Below are 15,673 nucleotides of genomic sequence, written 5' to 3' on the forward strand. Positions count from 1 at the left end.
TCTGGTCGGGTAGAGCTATGGCGCGTCAACGCCTGCGGGCGGCGCCCCCGTTGCGACGTGGCTCGGGCTTGGGTAACCGCCAACCCTCGCCGGTGCCTTCGGTCGGCGGCGGCTCCACAACCAGCGATCCACCCGCCGGAGAACCGAGAACGGGACGAGATCCTGGAAGTGGATCCGCAGACCAGGCGCGGCGTGCGGGGCGGCAACGCCAATGATGTCGTGGGCGGCCAGATAGCCGGAGGTTGCCGCCTTCTCCATCGTTGGGACAAACAACGTCAGCTCCGGCGAATAGATCGCCTCACCGGCAAGGAAGAGGTTGGGCACTTCCGTGTGGATGCATGGAGATCGGCGGCGCGCGCCAGGCAGCAGTATGGCGAGCGGCGAGAGATTTAGCATGCGCATCCCACGCGAGGGCGCCAAGGCAAGATGCGGGGGCAGCTCGCTCGCCCGGCTCTGGTATTCGGCCTCGCTCAGATATTTCAGCTCGTGATCAATCTGCCAACCCAAGATATGCGACTCGTCAAGGCCGCACTGTGCCAGGCACTCGGTCAAGATCTCAGCTGGCGTACATTCGCTCGCCGGGCGATGGAAAACCGGACCGGGCTTATCCACCTCGCTCCAGGTCATCGACAAAACGTATTTGGTTCCCTCCGGCAGGCGGGCATTTTTCCAGAAGCCGTCTCCCTGGAGAACGGAGATCAGCGCCCACTCGCTCTCGAAATACGTGCCGACGACTCCCGGGCGCACAAACGAGGGCCATGTCGCGGGAATGTCACGCAGAAAACATTGAATTCCGTTCGATGACTCAAGCTCGATGGCATGCTCCGCGGCGAGGTGCGGAAGATGTTGTCTGACGTGACCTGATTTGGCCATCTCGCGCAGCGTCAGGTAGGGCAGGGCGAGGATGGCATAGTCGCACTCAAACCGGCGGCCATCGGCCGATGTCAATGCGGTGATGCGGCCATTGTCGAACTCGAGATCGTTAACGCGGGTGTCGAAATGTATGTCGACGCCGAGACTTTGGAGATGACGAATCCAGGGGTCGATCATGCGCTCGCTCGTCGGTCCATTCATCATCATGATTGAGTGCGCTTTTACGCCGTTCAGCGCCGGCGGGCGACTCGTAAAGTGAAACAGACCCTTAAGAATGACGGGAGCAATCGCCGCTGCTTCTGCGCTCGGGCGCGCCGCGACGAAAATGCGTGGCAGGGCGGTGAAGAACGACTGCACGTCGGATGATTTGCGGCTGAGTCGCAGATAGTCCGCATAGGAGATATCCCCCAGCTCCTCGACGAGTCGCTCCTTGCACATCCATAGCAGGCGCAGATGCGCGTAAAGATAGTGGATGGCGTCGATGGGTGATACTCCCCTTGAGGCCATACCGACAAATACCATTGCGCTGCGCAATGCGATCAGGCCAAGTTGGTGAAGCGGTTCCAAAACTTTGCCGACGATCCGTGGGAAGGTCGGCCGCCGTCGTTGGAGAGGAACGGGCGCAGCAGCGCGGCCAAACGAGCGGTCCCGGTAAACCCGAACGGGACTCACGCCGACCAGGTTGTCCAGCACGGTCATGCCGTTCTCGGTGGGTATGCGCGAGAACAGTGCCAGCAGGGTCTGGTAATTGTCCATGTACACCCGCAAACTGTGCTCGGTCGGGTGACCATCCGGGAGGCGAAGACTCTTGGCCTTGCCCCCGGCTTCGGGTGCGGCTTCGCACAGTGTGACCCGCACTCCGGCCTCGGCCAGGATCATGGCGGCAGCCATCCCCGCGATTCCAGCACCGGCAATAACGACGTGCGTTTCGGCGGGCATCGGCGGTTTCATGCGGTCACCTGGCGAAGGTATTCACGACGCCTGCCCTGTGGCGGGGCAGCAAAAGCGGGTGGAGCACCGGTGAGGACGGTTAGCACGGTTATGGCGGCTCCAATTTCTGTGCGGGGGTGCTAGTCAGGGCAATGCGACTAGTCGAATAAACCTGCGCGGCGGCAGGATCGTGAGTTCGGCGGTGGACTCGGAGTGTGACGAGGTTGCCCGGTTCCCAGGCGATCGCCTTCGGCGTTCACCGGCTTACCACAGCGACCTGCACGAAGTATCTACCAGCGCGATGTGTGGTGCCAAGTCGTCCGGTGCATGAAATTTGTGTCCTACCGTCGGTGGACAGAGGGTGTCCCACGTGTGGCCGTTTCGGCCGGTTTTCGCCAGCCACCTTTGGGGATCAGATCCGGCAGTACTGCGGGCTCGCGGCGTTGCTCTTGGGGTCGATCAAGATTTTTGCGTGCGCCTCGGGATCGCCGAGCGTGTCGAATGCTGCCTCGACGCCGGGTAGACCGACTGTCCCGGTGATGAGTGGTGCGGCCTTGACCTTGCCGTCGGCGAGCATGTGCAACGTGTCGCGGAACTCCAGCGGCGTGTAGCCGAGCACGAACCGCAGGTCGATCTCCTTGTTGATCGCCATCGTCGGCCGGATGGTGTCTGAGCCCATGCAGACGCCAACCACGACGACGCGCGAAAACAGTGGTGCGCTCGCGATGATGCCATCGATAATGCCTGGAACCCCAACACATTCGAAGATGACGGGGTGCTTGGGGGTCGCGGCGCCGGCCGCTTCGGCGGCGCGCCAAAGGTGCCACCAGGGCAGCCGCAGCCGCTGGAGCTTTTCGACCGTACCGACAGCGAGGTCGAATGCGTCGAGCATGCCTCGCAGGTGTCCCTTACCCCGTCCAAGGCCGGCGGCCACGGTATACGGCGAGTCCCGTGCGGGATCGACGACGGTGTCGGCGCCACAGGCGGTAGCGAGCGCACGGCGGCCGGGTGAAAAGTCGCTCGCGATCACGGTGCGTACTCCGTGCGACTTCAGCATGCAGATCACCGCAAGGCCGATCGGCCCGCACCCGATCACGATTGCGACGTCGTCCCTGCGCACCTCACCGCGCCGGACGGCGTGCCACCCGACGGCCATCGGCTCGGTCAGCGCGGCTATCTCGGGCGCCAACCCATTCGGGACGGGAAACGTCAGTGACTGCTCGACGACGAGTTGCTCGGCGTAGGCGCCCGGCGCCAATTCCGAAAGTCCGATCCCGTGCACCTCGTTCTTGCCGCGCCGCAGGAGCGGCATGGCAACGACCGGGGTGCCGCGCCGGGGGGTCTTGCGTGTGCGGGGGCCGTAGTCGACAACCTCGCCGCAGAACTCGTGGCCGAACACAACGTGCTGATTCGACCGCATGAAGTCGTGGTAGCCCGATTCGGCCATCACGTCGGCGAGTTCGTCGCAGTGGTGGCGCGCGTGCAGGTCCGATCCGCAGATGCCACACCGGAGGACGTCGATGAGCAACTGCCCCTGGGCCGGCGTCGGGGTCGGCCGGTCGACTAACTCGAGCTTGGTGTTGGTGCAGGTTACAGCCTTAATCGCGCGGGTCCTTTCCAGCCAGGTCGATGCACATCGTCACGGCGATCCTCCTACATCGTGGTCAGCATCGGCCCGGGGGCGGTGGAGCGCGGGGGCCGCATGCGCCGGAACGCCCACCTGTCACGATGGATTACGTGACCACCGCGATTGTGGTGACGGTGCTGGTGATCCTGGCGATCGGCATCGTGATCAATCCCCTTCTTCGGCTGCGGAAGTGGTTGCAGAATCCGCCTCCCGGCGACTCCCCTGATGGGGACGCCCCGAAGCCCCCTGGGGAGACCACCTAGAGCGGCCTCCCGCGTGAAGGGCTGGGACTGTATCGGCCAGCGTCTCGCGCGGATCTCGATAGGTGATGCCGAGTTCCTCCTCGCTCGGCGAATCGTCGGACTCCGGCATCTGCGTGTAGTACTGCATCCCCGCCGCGGTGAACGGATTGTCGAAGAGTAGATATGGTCCAAACAGATCGAGCACCGTCCCGGCCACGCGCAGCACGGTGTCGGGAACCGGAACAGCCACCATCGGGGTGTTGGCGACGTCTCCGAGCAGATTCGCCAGCTCGGCCACGGGAATCCGATGGCCACCGACCATGTAGCGACGCGGTCCGCGCCCGGGTTCCAACAGCGCCACGTGCAGCGCGGCGAGATCGCGGACGTCGACGATCAGCCACGCCGCGTTTCGCCCGGGAATGGTGTGCATTTGCAGCGCCGCTTTGACGCCCTCGCCCGCCTCGCCGAATTGGTCGCCGACGGGCGGGCCGAGAACCATGCCGGGATAGGTGATGTTCACCGGTGCGCCGGCGTCCTGCAGGGCGCGAGCATAGATCTCGACCTGCGCCTTGGATTGTCCGTAGCCGTCCGTTCCGCCGGCAACCGGCAGGTCCGCCGTCAGCGTCTCCAAGCCGGGATGAAATAGCGCCGTGAAGCTTGACACGTGCACGATCGGATCGAGCCCGAGTTGGACGGCTTGACCGAGGACGTTCCGGGCGCCCTCCATGTTCGTGCTCAGCATGTGTGCGGTCTGGCGCGGGTCGGTTGCGACCAGGGCGGCGCCGTGCACGACGGCGTCGCATCCGCGCAACGCCGCACGCACGGAATCGCGGTCCTTGATGTCCCCGACGACGACGTCCGACACCTCGACGCCCAGCTTGGCCACCGATGTCTGCAGTCGTTCGGGCTTGCGTACCAGGAAGCGGACGGAGTGTCCCGCGTCAGCGATGGCCCTGGCGGTCCAACCGCCCACGAATCCCGTACCGCCTGTCACCAGAACGTGCATGGTGCGATTCTGCACGGATCGGCGCCCCGCCCATCGCTGGGGGCGGCGCCGCCGTGTGGCTTTCCGTCCCTAGAGGCGACTCGCGGCGAATTCCGCGCCTTGGCTCACCATGCCGTTCAGCGCGTAGCCGACGTGCGCGACGGGGCTGTCGCCGTCACCGCAGATGCCGTCGCCGGGGGCGCACAACTTGAGCGTCTTGGCTTGATAAAGCGGGCCGATGGCGATCGGCGGGGCGCCGTACTGTCCCAAGAACTGATCCGACGGCGCTCCGAACAGGGTGACCGCGGCGACGTGGTTTGCAATCTCGGGTGCCATCGGCGCGGGCACTAGCGATGCGGGCACTCCCGCCGGTACCGCGGCGGAGGTGACGTAGCCGGCGACGGCCGCGCCCTGGGAATATCCGCCGAGCACCGCCCTGGTCTTGGGGCAACTCGCCACCATGGACTGGATGTGGGTGCTCGCGTCACGAATCCCGTCGACGACCGTCCCGGGGAAATCGGGGCTACCGAAGTCGGTACTGGCGGGGTAGTTGACCGCGTACACCCCGAGTGACCTGGCGCCAACCTGCGCGCGCAGCGCGTCGACGAACGCGCCTCCCACGGCGCCAAGGCCTGGCGGCTCACCGCTGCCGCGAGCGAACACCGCCTCAATGTCTGGGCACGGCTCCGCGGACGCCGCTGGGACGGGCACGCCCAACAGCGTCGAGGCGCACATCGCCGCCGCCACGCCTGCCGCTCCCATGAGCCGCCGCGCGCATTTCGCATGAACGAATTTGATGATGTGCCGCGCCATGATAAAACCCCTGCCTGATCCCCACGCCTCGATGCTAGATCGAGATAGGTATAGCCAGAAGAGCTCATTTTTAACTCGCAACGCGGTTCACTCGGCGGAAGGGCGACCGACGTGTCGAGCCGTTCCGGCACGATCGCCGGTTTTTCTTCTGGGACCGCGCTAACGTCTGGCCAGGGAGCTCGCCAGATCAGCTGTGGTCACGAAGGGGCCGTGCGATGTTGTCGAATTTCGCGTCGTTGCCGCCGGAGATTATTTCGGCGCGGATGTTTGTCGGCGCGGGGTCGGGTCCGCTGTTGACGGCAGCGGCGGCCTGGGAGGGCCTTGCTTCCGAATTGGCCTCGGCGGCGGCCTCATTCAGGTCGGTGACCGCGGGGCTGGCGGCCGAATCCTGGCGGGGCCCGGCGTCGCAGGCGATGGTGGCCAAGGCCGCCGCGTATCTGGGATGGCTCAGCGCGGCCGCGGCCCAGGCCGAGGGGGCAGCCGGTCGGGCCCGCACGGCGGCCGTCGTCTACGAAGCGGCGCGGGCAGCCACCGTGCATCCAGCGACGATCGCGGCCAACCGCAGTCAGCTGGTGTCACTGGTGCTATCAAACCTGTTGGGGCAGAACGCCCCGGCGATCGCGGCCACCGAGGCCCACTATGAGCGGATGTGGGCGGCGGATGTCGCGGCGATGTCGGGCTATCACGTGGGGGCTTCGGCGGTGGCCGCGCAGTTGCCCGCCATGCAGCAAGCGCTGCAAGACATCAACCTGGGCATCGGCAACAAGGGCAGCCTCAACCTGGGCAGCGGAAACACCGGCGACACCAACGTGGGCAGCGGAAACACCGGCAACACCAACCTGGGCAGCGGGAACACCGGCAACACCAACCTGGGCAGCGGGAACCGCGGCAACGACAACGTCGGCAGCGGGAACACCGGCAACTACAACCTCGGCAGTGGCAACACCGGAGACTGGAACCTGGGCAGCGGAAACATCGGGAGCACGAACCTCGGCAGCGGAAACACGGGCGACGGAAACGTAGGTAGCGGGAACATCGGCGCCACCAACGTCGGTGCCGGAAATCGGGGCAACGCAAACGTCGGATTCGGCAACTTCGGCAGCAACAACTTCGGCAACGGAAACGGAGATGCGGACGCCGGAACGCCCGGCAACAACAACCTGGGAAGTGGGAACAGCGGTAGCAACAACATCGGCTTTGGAAACTTGGGCAACGGCAATATTGGGTTCGGCAACCGTGGGAATAACAACATCGGCATCGGGCTAATCGGCGATAATAAGATAGGTTTCGGCGTCTTAAATTCGGGCAGCGGAAACTTCGGCTTGTTCAACTCGGGCAACAATAATGTGGGCTTTTTCAATTCGGGCAATGGAAACTTTGGGATCGCCAACTCGGGTGACCTCAACACCGGCGTCGGGAACGCGGGCATTTCGAACACTGGTTTCGGAAACTCTGACTTAGAAAATTTCGGCCTCGGAAACGCTGGTCAACTCAACTTCGGCTTCGGAAACTCGGGCAACTTCAACCTTGGCTTCGGAAACGCCGGTGAACATAATTTCGGCGTGGGGAACTCCGGTCCCGCCAACCTGGGTTTCGGGAACTCGGGCATTGAGAACGTGGGCAGCGGCAATTCGGGCTTCCATAATATTGGCTTCGGAAATGCCGGTCGTTTCAACACGGGGAATTTCAACTCGGGCGACACTAATACGGGCTTCTTTAACTCCGGCAACATCAACACCGGCTTCGTGAATTCCGGCAACCTCAATACCGGCGCGGGCAGCTCGGTCAACCAAACCGGCCCGAACTCGGGCTTCGGAAACACGGGAACCGGGAACTCGGGCTTCTTTAATTCGGGCAGCGATGGGAACTCCGGTGCCGGAAACTCCGGGAGCGGCGGCTTCAATGCGGGCTTCTTTAATTCCGGCGGTGGACTCAACACGGGCGTCGGAAATTCGGGCACGCTCGGGGCCAGCGGGGGGTTCTTCAACTCGGGCGTCGGCGTCAACACCGGTTTTTTCAATTCCAGCGCCGAGGGCGGTAGCAATGGCGCCTTCAACTGGGGTGCCGGTCAGGGCGCCGGAAAGGTTGATGCGTAGAGCTGTGACCTCGGCCGTTATCAGTGTGTGACCGGCGTGTCGGATGTGGCGGGTGTGGCCAACGGGCTTGGATGCAGGTTGCGAAGCCAACCATCCGAACCCGAGGTCACACCCACGTGCCATCTTCTCCGACGCCGCCTGCCGATGCGAACCCGACGCGCCACGAACGCCTGTTGCAAGCCCTGCAGACAGTGCCCGACCCACGCGACCGGCGCGGGGTGCGCTACTCGTTGGCCGGGGTGCTCGCACTGGCGGTCACAGCTACCTTGGCCGGGTGCCGGTCGTTCGCGGCGATCGGCCAATGGGCCGCAGAGGCGGCAAGTGGCACACTGGCTTCGTTCGGAGTCACCAGCGGCAGCGCCCCGGACGAATCGACGTTGCGCAAATTGTTCGCCCGCCTCGATGCCGACGCCCTCGACCAAGCATTGGGCGTGTGGATGTGGACGCGAACCTTCACCGTCGAGCAGCGTCGCGTGATCGCCATCGACGGCAAGACGATCCGAGGCGCGCGCACCCGCGCTGGTGGCAGGGCCCCACACCTGATCGCCGCATTCGACCACGGTGCCGGAGTCGTGCTAGGACAGGTGGCCGTCGACGCAAAGAGCAACGAAATACCCGCTGCGCGAACACTGTTGAGGCATCTCGATCTCGACGATGCAGTGGTGACCCTCGATGCGATGCACACCCAAACCGATACCGCCACACTCATCACCGGCGCAGGCGGCGACTACGTGTTCACAGTGAAGGCGAATATGCCGACCCTGCACCACAAGCTCAAGACACTGCCCTGGAAGGACATGCCCGCCCACACGACCCGGGCCGCTGAGCGTGGCCGACACATCACCCGTTCGATCAAGGTCGCCGACGTTCCCGACTGGATCGACTTTCCCGGTGCAACCCAAGTCGCCCAGCTGCGCCGCACCGTCACCGTTGACGGAAGCAAAACCGTCGAGGTCGTGTACCTGATCACCTCAGCAAACCACACGGCCGCACCGCCCCAGCGGCTCGCCACCTGGGTCCAAGGGCACTGGAGCATAGAAAATCGCCTCCACTGGGTCCGAGACGTCACCTTCGCCGAGGACTCCTCGCAGGTACGCACCGGCCAAGCACCACGGGTGATGGCCACCTGCCGCAACCTCGCCATCGGCATCCTGCGAATCACCGGCTGGGACAACATCGCCGCCGGCCTACGCCACCACGCCACACACCCAGACCATGCCCTCAAACTGGTCCTGACCTCATGAGACGCGACTTTTCCGGCACCCTGGGGTGCCGGTGGCAATAATATTGGCTTCTTTAACTCGGGGTCCGGAACCTTGGGCGCCGGCGGCAACACGGGCGTCGCCAACACGGGCAACCGAAATTCGGGCTTTGCCAATCCGGGCAGCTTCAACTCGGGCGGCTTCAACTTCGGCACCCTACAGTCCGGCTTCTTCCATTTGTGACCTGCGGCATCGGGGAACGGTCGGCGTCAGCCGAAGAAGCCGGACTGGCCGAAGCCGGTATTGAAGCCACCCGAGCTGGATCCGCCCGAGTTGTGCAGACCCGAGTTCTCACCGTCGTCGCCCGAGTTGAAGAAGCCCGAGCTGAATCCGCCGCCGCCCGAGTTGAAGAAGCCCGAATTCACCCCGCCGCTGCCCGAGTTGAAAAAGCCCGTGTTGCCGACCCCGGTGCCCGAGTTGAAGAAGCCTACATGGCGGTTGCCTGAGTTGAAGAAGCCCGTGTTGAAATCGGTGCCTGAGTTCCCGGCGCCTGAACCGAGTGCGCCCGTGTTAAAGAATCCCGAGTTGCTGAATCCCGAGTTACCGAAGCCCGAGTTCGAGACCGGCTGGTTGGTCGTGCTGCCCAAGCCCGTGTTGTAGTCGCCCGAGTTGAACACGCCGGTATTGATATCCCCCGAGTTGGCAAACCCGGTGTTGACGTAGCCCGCGTTGAAGTCGCCCGTATTCAGGAACCCGGAGTTGAAGCTGCCGGTGTTGTGGTTGCCCGCATTGAAGAAGCCCGCGTTGAAGTCCCCCGCGTTCCCGATGCCGGTGTTGTGTTCTCCGGTGTTGCCGAAGCCGGTGTTGACCCCGGCGAGCGGGCCGGCGCCGGAGTTGCCGATACCGGTGTTCCTGCTGCCCGAGTTGCCGATCCCGGTGTCGATCTCGCCCGAGTTCGCGATGCCGGTGTTGGTGTGCCCCGAATTGCCGATGCCGAAATTCCCGTCGCCTGAGTTGAAGAAGCCAATGTTGCCGGTGCCCGAGTTGCCGAAGCCGACGTTCCCGCTGCCCGAGTTCAGCAGGCCGAAGCCGATCTGATTGTCGCCGGTGAGCCCGATGCCGATGTTGTTGGTGCCGGTGTTGCCGAACCCGATGTTGTTATTGCCGTTGTTGCCCGAGCCCCAGTTGTGGTTGCCGGTGTTGCCGAAGCCGATGTTGTTATTTCCGTTGTTGCCCGAGCCCACATTGTTGTTTCCGGTGTTTCCGCCGCCGACGTTGTGGCTGCCCAGGTTGCCATTGCCGACGTTTCCGAATCCCGCCGTGCTCGCTGGCCCCGCGTTTCCGAAGCCCACGTTGTAATCGCCCAGGTTGCCGCCGCCGACGTTGAAGCTAGACGTGATTGAAAGCAGGGGGCTTCCGTTTCCGCTGCCGAGGTTGGTGCAGCCGAAGTTCCCGCTGCCCAGGTTGGTGTTGCCGGTGTTTCCGCTGCCCAGGTTGGTGTTGCCGGTGTTTCCGCTGCCCACGTTGGTGTCGCCGGTGTTTCCGCTGCCCAGGTTGAGGCTGCCCTTGTTGCCGATGCCCAGGTTGATGTCTTGCAGCGCTTGCTGCATGGCGGGCAACTGCGCGGCCACCGCCGAAGCCCCCACGTGATAGCCCGACATCGCCGCGACATCCGCCGCCCACATCTGCTCATAGTGGGCCTCGGTGGCCGCGATCGCCGGGGCGTTCTGCCCCAACAGGTTTGATAGCACCAGTGACACCAGCTGACTGCGGTTGGCCGCGATCGTCGCTGGATGCACGGTGGCTGCCCGCGCCGCTTCGTAGACGACGGCCGCCGTGCGGGCCCGACCGGCTGCCCCCTCGGCCTGGGCCGCGGCCGCGCTGAGCCATCCCAGATACGCGGCGGCCTTGGCCACCATCGCCAGCGACGCCGGGCCCCGCCAGGATTCGGCCGCCAGCCCCGCGGTCACCGACCTGAATGAGGCCGCCGCCGAGGCCAATTCGGCGGCCAGCCCCTCCCAGGCCGACGCCGCCGTCAACAGCGGCGCAGACCCGGCACCGGCAAACAGCCGCGCCGAGTTGACCTCCGGCGGCAACACCGAAAAGTGCATCGTTGCGGTCCTTTCTCGCCCAGCACTCTACGGCCGGACCGGCGCTGCGGATGCCGCTTTGCGTCAGCTAGCTCGCCGGCACCACACCGCGGGGCAGCGTCAGGGGCAGGTCGTTGTACGTTACGATCCCGGGCGCCGCGGCGACGACGGCCGGGATGGCGTGGATGGTGGGCATCGCCGTCATGATGTGCCCGAGCACCATGAAATCGGCGATCGTCTCGGCCTGGAAATACGGCGGCGGCAGAAACCCGACCTTGGTTGTGACCGTTGGCTGCCCGTCGATCTGGATGACCCAGCCGTCCTGGTCGATCTTCCAGTCGGGATCGAGGGCCTGGCCCTTGCGCCAGCGGACGTCGATCTCGACCACCGTTTTGCCGCCGAGCACGCCCCGCCAGCTCGCGTGCACACCCGCGACGCATCCAGCGGGTATCGTCCACGACCCGAGGTCGAGATCGGCTGTGGTCCGGGCATATTCGGCCACGCAACGCACGTCGTCCAACTCGACGCCGAGCGCGTCGGCCACCAGCCGGACGGCCTCGGCGAAAATGGCCGTCCCCTTGGCGGTCATCGCCTGCAGCTCAGGGTGGTCGATCGGCCGGCCGAAGCCCACCGGCCGCTCGGTCGCCGGTGAGTCGTAGAACGTGGTGTCGGCGGCCTCGTGGACGGTGACCTTGTCGACCCGGTCGCACACCATCGCCGACACGATGGCCAACAGCTCGGCGAAGCCCGGGCTGACGCCGGACCCGAAGATCGTGGAGCGACCGCGCTCGCAGGCTTCCAGGATCCGGTCGCGCCCGGCGCCGAGGTTGTGCCCGGTGATGAACGACGCCGTCGTCACGACGTTGACGCCCGCCGACAGGATGCGGACCAGCTCGTCGACGTCGATCCACATCGGGTTGTAGACCACGCAGTCCGGATCGAGGGCGAGCAGCTCGTCGGCGTCGTTGCTGGCGACCACCCCCAGCGGTGCAATGCCGCACAGCTCGCCGGCATCGCGTCCCGCCTTGTCTGGCGACCAGGCATAACACCCCACCAGTTCGAGTTGCGGGTTGTCCACGATCGCGCGCAACGAGCTCTTGCCGACGTTTCCGGTGGTCCATTGCACGACCCGATACTTGTTTGGCACTCGCTCAGCATAGGTAAGCGCGTTGCCTTGGCGACAGTGAATCTGACGACGCGACACGCCCATTTTGCGTCGTCAGATTCACTGTCGGCGTTTAGTAAGTGGATTGAGAGGCCAGGATTTCGGCCAGGAAGGCGTCGTCCGCCGGCCGGTCCAACCGTGCCCGCGCCCAACGGCGGACCCGCTCTCGGATCTGGCGTGATTCGGGCGTCCCCGACAGCGGGACCCCGACTACCACCGACGTCACCGGCCAATCATGGTCCCACGCGGCCGATTCCGGCATCGGCCGGTCCTGCGCCTCGGTGAGGGGAAGCGTGGCGCTTCCGTCGGCGTCCAAGGCACCGACGCCGCCGACGGCACCGGACCGCACCCGCACCCCGACGCCGGTGGCCGGGTCCGGCCCGATGACGGCCGCGCGCACGACGGCGACCACCCCCGGCCCGGAAGCCTCGACACTCCAGTCGACGGTGTCCTCGGCCGCATCGAATATGCCAGGGGGAACCGCGCCCCAGCTGATCGACGCGACGCCCCGCGCGATCGCAGCGCCACCCCGTGGACCCGCGTCGGAGCCGGCGGCCAGCGCATAGTCGTCGTGACGTCCGGCCGTAAGGTCACGAATCGCGCCCGAATCATCAAGTGCGGCAGCGAGTTCCGGCCAGCCGACGCCGTCCGCACCAATCTCGTCGGCAAGCTCGGCAGCGGCTCGCACCAGGTCGCCGACGCGCGGGTCGCCGGTCCGGACGTGTGCGACGAGGGCCGCGGCGTGCGGCGCCAGCAGGCCAGCCACGTCCGAATCCAGGGTGTCGTCGGTGAAGAAACCCTGCGCGCCGACCGTCAGCAAGGCAACCTCGACATCGAGCAGGGCACGGTCGAGACCGGGGATGCCGTCCCGTTGACTGGCGGGCCACCAGCGCCGCAGCCAATGACCGACGGCCAGGCGACGCAGCGGGGCTATCGATGCCGGCGAGATGTCGACTCCGGTGACCTCGATGCTGCGTGGTCCGTCGGCGGCTTCCGCCACCGCCGCAGCAAGGGCGACGTGTCCGGACTCACCGAAAACGCGCCACAGCCAGTCGGCGCGAGACAAGTCGGTGAAGGTGATCTGGGGTGCGTCGGCTGGCTCGTCGATCGTCCAGGACAGCACCGCCCCGCTGACTTCCAGCACCGCCACCAATGGCGATGCCGCGGCGCTGGGGCCGGTGCTCCAAAGGCCGGATTCGGCGACCAATCTCATCCGGCCACCTGCAGTTCCAGCATCGCCTTGATCCGTTGCCGGTGGTCGAGGCTCACCGACCTGGCGACCCCCTCCAGCAGGGACCGCACGTCATCGACGTCGTCGCACGGTTCCTGCCAGACATCGCGCCCATGCAGTCGCGCCCACAGCCGGCTCAGGTACGGCTGTGGGTAGGCGGCGAGGTCGTCGACGACCTGGCGCTGACGCGGATGAATGGGCCCGCCCTCGGCCAGGTAGCGCCGAGCGTGCAGCACATAGGCCTCCTTGCGCAGCCGCGCCTGGATCTGGGCCGCTAAGGCGTAGCGGCTCGCGACGGATCGGTCCAGCGGTGCGAGCTCGACGGCGACCTCGATGCCGGCCACGAGCGTGGCCTGCTTGTCCTCCGCCAGTAGGCCCCACGGCGCACAGGCCCGGTCGACTTCTTCCTCGCACAACAGCGGGATATCCGGCAACGCGTCGCGGTCCAGCGCGCGGCGGAGCGTCGCGCGCACCCGGTCCACCACGCTGCGGTCCAGCGGGCGGTCGCTGTCGGAGCCGCCGCAAATTGCCGGTGGTCGTTGCGGCGCAACGGAACTCAACCCCAGCTTGACGATCGACCATGGCAGCGCGCCGGTTTCGACCCGCGCCAGCGCGCCCAGGTTGTATGGTGTGGCGTCGGCGATCACGGCGGTCCAGACGCGCTGTCGCGCAACCGTCGCGCTGTGGCCGTTGGCCGGACCTAGCACGGTGCTCAGCTCCGCCAGGAACGGTGCGATGACCGTATCGGCGGCCCGCACGTCACGCCAACTGCGGTCGAGCTGATCGGCCAGCTTGGCGACGACGCCGGGACCGGCCACGTACTCGTGCAGGACCTCGATGGCGGTGCGGTCCCGGCCCTGGTGGATCTCGCGGAGCACCTCGGCCGTCGTCTCGCGATCTTGCGGCGCCGGTGCGCCTTTCGTCACCGCGAGCTCGAAGCACACCGGGAAATACAGCTCCTGGGCGTTGCCGATGCGAATCCGCTGCCTGCGCCGCTCCAGCTTGAGCACCTCGAACCACGCTGCGGCGAAACGCAATTGGGGAGCGCTGTCGACGATCAGGCGGTGCATCGCAGCGGCGGTGTCGGGCGTGACGACCGGGGCCGAATACTGGGGATTCGAGCGAAGGCGCAGCACCAATGGATCGATGATGCGCTTGACGGTTCGGCTCAACGGGCCACCGTCATCGCCGCTGAGCAGCTCGACGCCGGGACCGATCGCCCGCCATGCCGCCTCGATCACCGCCCGGCGCGGGTGCCCCACCGCGACGACGGTCGCCGCCTGCGAATCCGCGCACATGTGCCCAGGATAGGGGGATCACGGAACTAGGGACATTCGAAAAGTTGGGTTCGGTAGCCGGCCGGCATCGCGACGCTGATCGCATGAAGAAGTCACTGCTGCTGGCAACGGTCGCCGAGGGATTCGTCGGCCGGCTCATCAGGATGCGAGCTCGTCGGCGCGCCGACGGGCCTATCGTCGGCGTCGGGACCGTGGTCGACAACGACGAATCCGCAACGGCTTCGGGCGAACGTCAGATCTGGGTCGAGGTGGCCAGTGTGCACGGCGATACGTTCGTCGGTCGACTGGTGCATGACGACGGAGATCCCGACGTCGCGACGTTACGTCCCGGGCTGGTTGTTCTGGTGGCGTTCGATCCCGCTGCCCGCGAACGGCTTTCGTTGCCCGACGACATGCTGGCCGTGCGCGCGGCCTCGGCATGACGGCCGCGCGGTCGTGCTGGCATTACCCAAACGGGCCGCGCCACTGCAGAATCGGGAACCTGGCGTAGCTGCGGTCAGTGGTGATCCAGGTAGCTCCGTTTTCGATTGCCAGCGCCGCGTGGTAGGCATCGGGGACCAGGTTTGCGGTGGCCGCGACATCGCGGCACAACTGGGCAAAGATCTCCCAATGCTTGACACCCGGCCGCAGTGGGACCGCGGCCGGGGCGGACCGGATCGCCTGGCAGAACTCGAGCGCGTCTGCGGTGCCGCTGGGCTGCCGATAGATCCGGTGGTTGGTCGCCAGCCGGACAACTGCGGAAAGCACCAGCTCACTTACTCCCACGGGCTCATGCCCTGTCATCGTTTGTTGCAGCCAGTCAACGTACGCGGAGTGCGCGATGCTGTCACGGCGATAGGCGTAGAGCAGAACGTTGACGTCAGGGCACAGCATTGTCACCCAGCAAGTCCGCCAACGCTTCCCGATCCTCGAGGTTCACCCCGGGCTGCAGGCCGCCGGCGCCTCCAGTGGGAAACGACCAAGCCTTTTGCGGCGCCTTCGCCTGCTCGCGCCTGAGCAACAGCCGCAATGCGTCGTCGATCACCGAACCGAGCGGGCGCCGTGATTTCGCCGCCAGCACTTTCGCCTCGGCAAGCAGGTCGTCGGACAGGTTCACGGTTGTACGCACACATCATCATAGC

13 protein-coding genes and 1 pseudogene are annotated in these 15,673 nt (G+C 65.7%); 4 read left to right on the forward strand and 10 right to left on the reverse strand.

Annotation, left to right across the window (positions count from 1 at the left end; translation table 11 throughout):
• Positions 1-15: 15 nt before the first annotated feature.
• The 4 genes and pseudogenes from G6N24_RS22305 to G6N24_RS22320 form a co-directional block, all read right to left on the reverse strand.
• The gene (locus G6N24_RS22305; RefSeq protein WP_085158849.1) at positions 16-1,824 is read right to left on the reverse strand and encodes a hydroxysqualene dehydroxylase; all 1,809 of its coding nucleotides are present in this window, start codon (positions 1,822-1,824) and stop codon (positions 16-18) included.
• Positions 1,825-2,215: 391 nt separating this feature from the next.
• Positions 2,216-3,406: a zinc-binding dehydrogenase gene (locus tag G6N24_RS22310; RefSeq protein WP_085158847.1), complete on the reverse strand. Its 1,191-nt coding sequence runs from the start codon at positions 3,404-3,406 to the stop codon at positions 2,216-2,218.
• Between the two features lie 294 nt (positions 3,407-3,700).
• Positions 3,701-4,678 (reverse strand): annotated as a pseudogene (locus G6N24_RS22315) (SDR family NAD(P)-dependent oxidoreductase); the annotation flags it as partial.
• Positions 4,679-4,747: 69 nt separating this feature from the next.
• A complete protein-coding gene (locus G6N24_RS22320) occupies positions 4,748-5,419 on the reverse strand; it encodes a cutinase family protein (RefSeq protein ID WP_163745666.1) in 672 nt (223 codons plus the stop codon).
• Between the two features lie 266 nt (positions 5,420-5,685).
• On the opposite strand from G6N24_RS22320, the gene G6N24_RS22325 reads away from it, so the two are divergent.
• The 3 genes from G6N24_RS22325 to G6N24_RS22335 all read left to right on the forward strand — a co-directional run bounded on the left by G6N24_RS22325 (position 5,686) and on the right by G6N24_RS22335 (position 9,011).
• Positions 5,686-7,566 carry a PPE family protein gene (locus G6N24_RS22325; protein ID WP_163745608.1) on the forward strand — a complete coding sequence of 627 codons (1,881 nt, stop codon included), beginning with the start codon at positions 5,686-5,688 and terminating at the stop codon, positions 7,564-7,566.
• 191 nt (positions 7,567-7,757) lie between these two features.
• The gene (locus G6N24_RS22330; RefSeq protein ID WP_163745667.1) at positions 7,758-8,810 is read left to right on the forward strand and encodes an ISAs1 family transposase; all 1,053 of its coding nucleotides are present in this window, start codon (positions 7,758-7,760) and stop codon (positions 8,808-8,810) included.
• A gap of 72 nt (positions 8,811-8,882) precedes the next feature.
• The gene (locus tag G6N24_RS22335) at positions 8,883-9,011 is read left to right on the forward strand and encodes a hypothetical protein (protein WP_163745609.1); all 129 of its coding nucleotides are present in this window, start codon (positions 8,883-8,885) and stop codon (positions 9,009-9,011) included.
• A 26-nt stretch (positions 9,012-9,037) separates the two neighbouring features.
• Here the strand turns inward: G6N24_RS22335 and G6N24_RS25995 are convergent, their stop codons facing one another.
• From G6N24_RS25995 to G6N24_RS22355, 4 genes are all read right to left on the reverse strand, one after another.
• Entirely contained in the window at positions 9,038-10,879 is a 1,842-nt protein-coding gene (locus G6N24_RS25995) for a PPE family protein (protein WP_163745610.1), read from the reverse strand.
• Positions 10,880-10,946: 67 nt separating this feature from the next.
• Positions 10,947-12,005 (reverse strand): NAD(P)H-dependent amine dehydrogenase family protein, encoded by a 1,059-nt coding sequence (locus tag G6N24_RS22345; RefSeq protein ID WP_085158882.1) that lies wholly within the window; start codon positions 12,003-12,005, stop codon positions 10,947-10,949.
• 91 nt (positions 12,006-12,096) lie between these two features.
• Positions 12,097-13,236, reverse strand: a complete 1,140-nt coding sequence (locus tag G6N24_RS22350; RefSeq protein ID WP_085158884.1) for a hypothetical protein — start codon at positions 13,234-13,236, stop codon at positions 12,097-12,099.
• Positions 13,233-14,552: a hypothetical protein gene (locus tag G6N24_RS22355; RefSeq protein WP_085158886.1), complete on the reverse strand. Its 1,320-nt coding sequence runs from the start codon at positions 14,550-14,552 to the stop codon at positions 13,233-13,235. Before G6N24_RS22355 ends, G6N24_RS22350 begins: the two co-directional genes overlap by 4 nt.
• Before the next feature lie 44 nt (positions 14,553-14,596).
• On the opposite strand from G6N24_RS22355, the gene G6N24_RS22360 reads away from it, so the two are divergent.
• Positions 14,597-14,974 (forward strand): hypothetical protein, encoded by a 378-nt coding sequence (locus G6N24_RS22360; protein WP_372514592.1) that lies wholly within the window; start codon positions 14,597-14,599, stop codon positions 14,972-14,974.
• 22 nt (positions 14,975-14,996) lie between these two features.
• On the opposite strand, the gene G6N24_RS22365 is transcribed toward G6N24_RS22360, so the two are convergent.
• Together G6N24_RS22365 and G6N24_RS22370 are read right to left on the reverse strand one after the other, a co-directional pair.
• Positions 14,997-15,425, reverse strand: coding sequence for a type II toxin-antitoxin system VapC family toxin (locus tag G6N24_RS22365; RefSeq protein ID WP_085158890.1), 429 nt, complete (start codon positions 15,423-15,425; stop codon positions 14,997-14,999).
• Positions 15,412-15,660 (reverse strand): hypothetical protein, encoded by a 249-nt coding sequence (locus G6N24_RS22370; RefSeq protein WP_085158892.1) that lies wholly within the window; start codon positions 15,658-15,660, stop codon positions 15,412-15,414. Before G6N24_RS22370 ends, G6N24_RS22365 begins: the two co-directional genes overlap by 14 nt.
• Between the last annotated feature and the right edge of the window lie 13 nt (positions 15,661-15,673).

Origin of the sequence: Mycobacterium lacus, assembly GCF_010731535.1 — a bacterium.
Classification (GTDB): Bacteria; Actinomycetota; Actinomycetes; order Mycobacteriales; family Mycobacteriaceae; genus Mycobacterium; species Mycobacterium lacus.

Excerpts from the sequence above, each read along its gene's own strand:
- G6N24_RS22305 (WP_085158849.1), bottom strand. The coding sequence starts at position 1,824 with ATGAAACCGCCGATGCCCGCCGAAACGCACGTCGTTATTGCCGGTGCT.
- G6N24_RS22320 (WP_163745666.1), bottom strand. The coding sequence starts at position 5,419 with ATGGGAGCGGCAGGCGTGGCGGCGGCGATGTGCGCCTCGACGCTGTTG.
- G6N24_RS22325 (WP_163745608.1), top strand. The coding sequence starts at position 5,686 with ATGTTGTCGAATTTCGCGTCGTTGCCGCCGGAGATTATTTCGGCGCGG.
- G6N24_RS25995 (WP_163745610.1), bottom strand. The coding sequence starts at position 10,879 with ATGCACTTTTCGGTGTTGCCGCCGGAGGTCAACTCGGCGCGGCTGTTT.
- G6N24_RS22350 (WP_085158884.1), bottom strand. The coding sequence starts at position 13,236 with ATGAGATTGGTCGCCGAATCCGGCCTTTGGAGCACCGGCCCCAGCGCC.
- G6N24_RS22355 (WP_085158886.1), bottom strand. The coding sequence starts at position 14,552 with ATGTGCGCGGATTCGCAGGCGGCGACCGTCGTCGCGGTGGGGCACCCG.
- G6N24_RS22365 (WP_085158890.1), bottom strand. The coding sequence starts at position 15,425 with ATGCTGTGCCCTGACGTCAACGTTCTGCTCTACGCCTATCGCCGTGAC.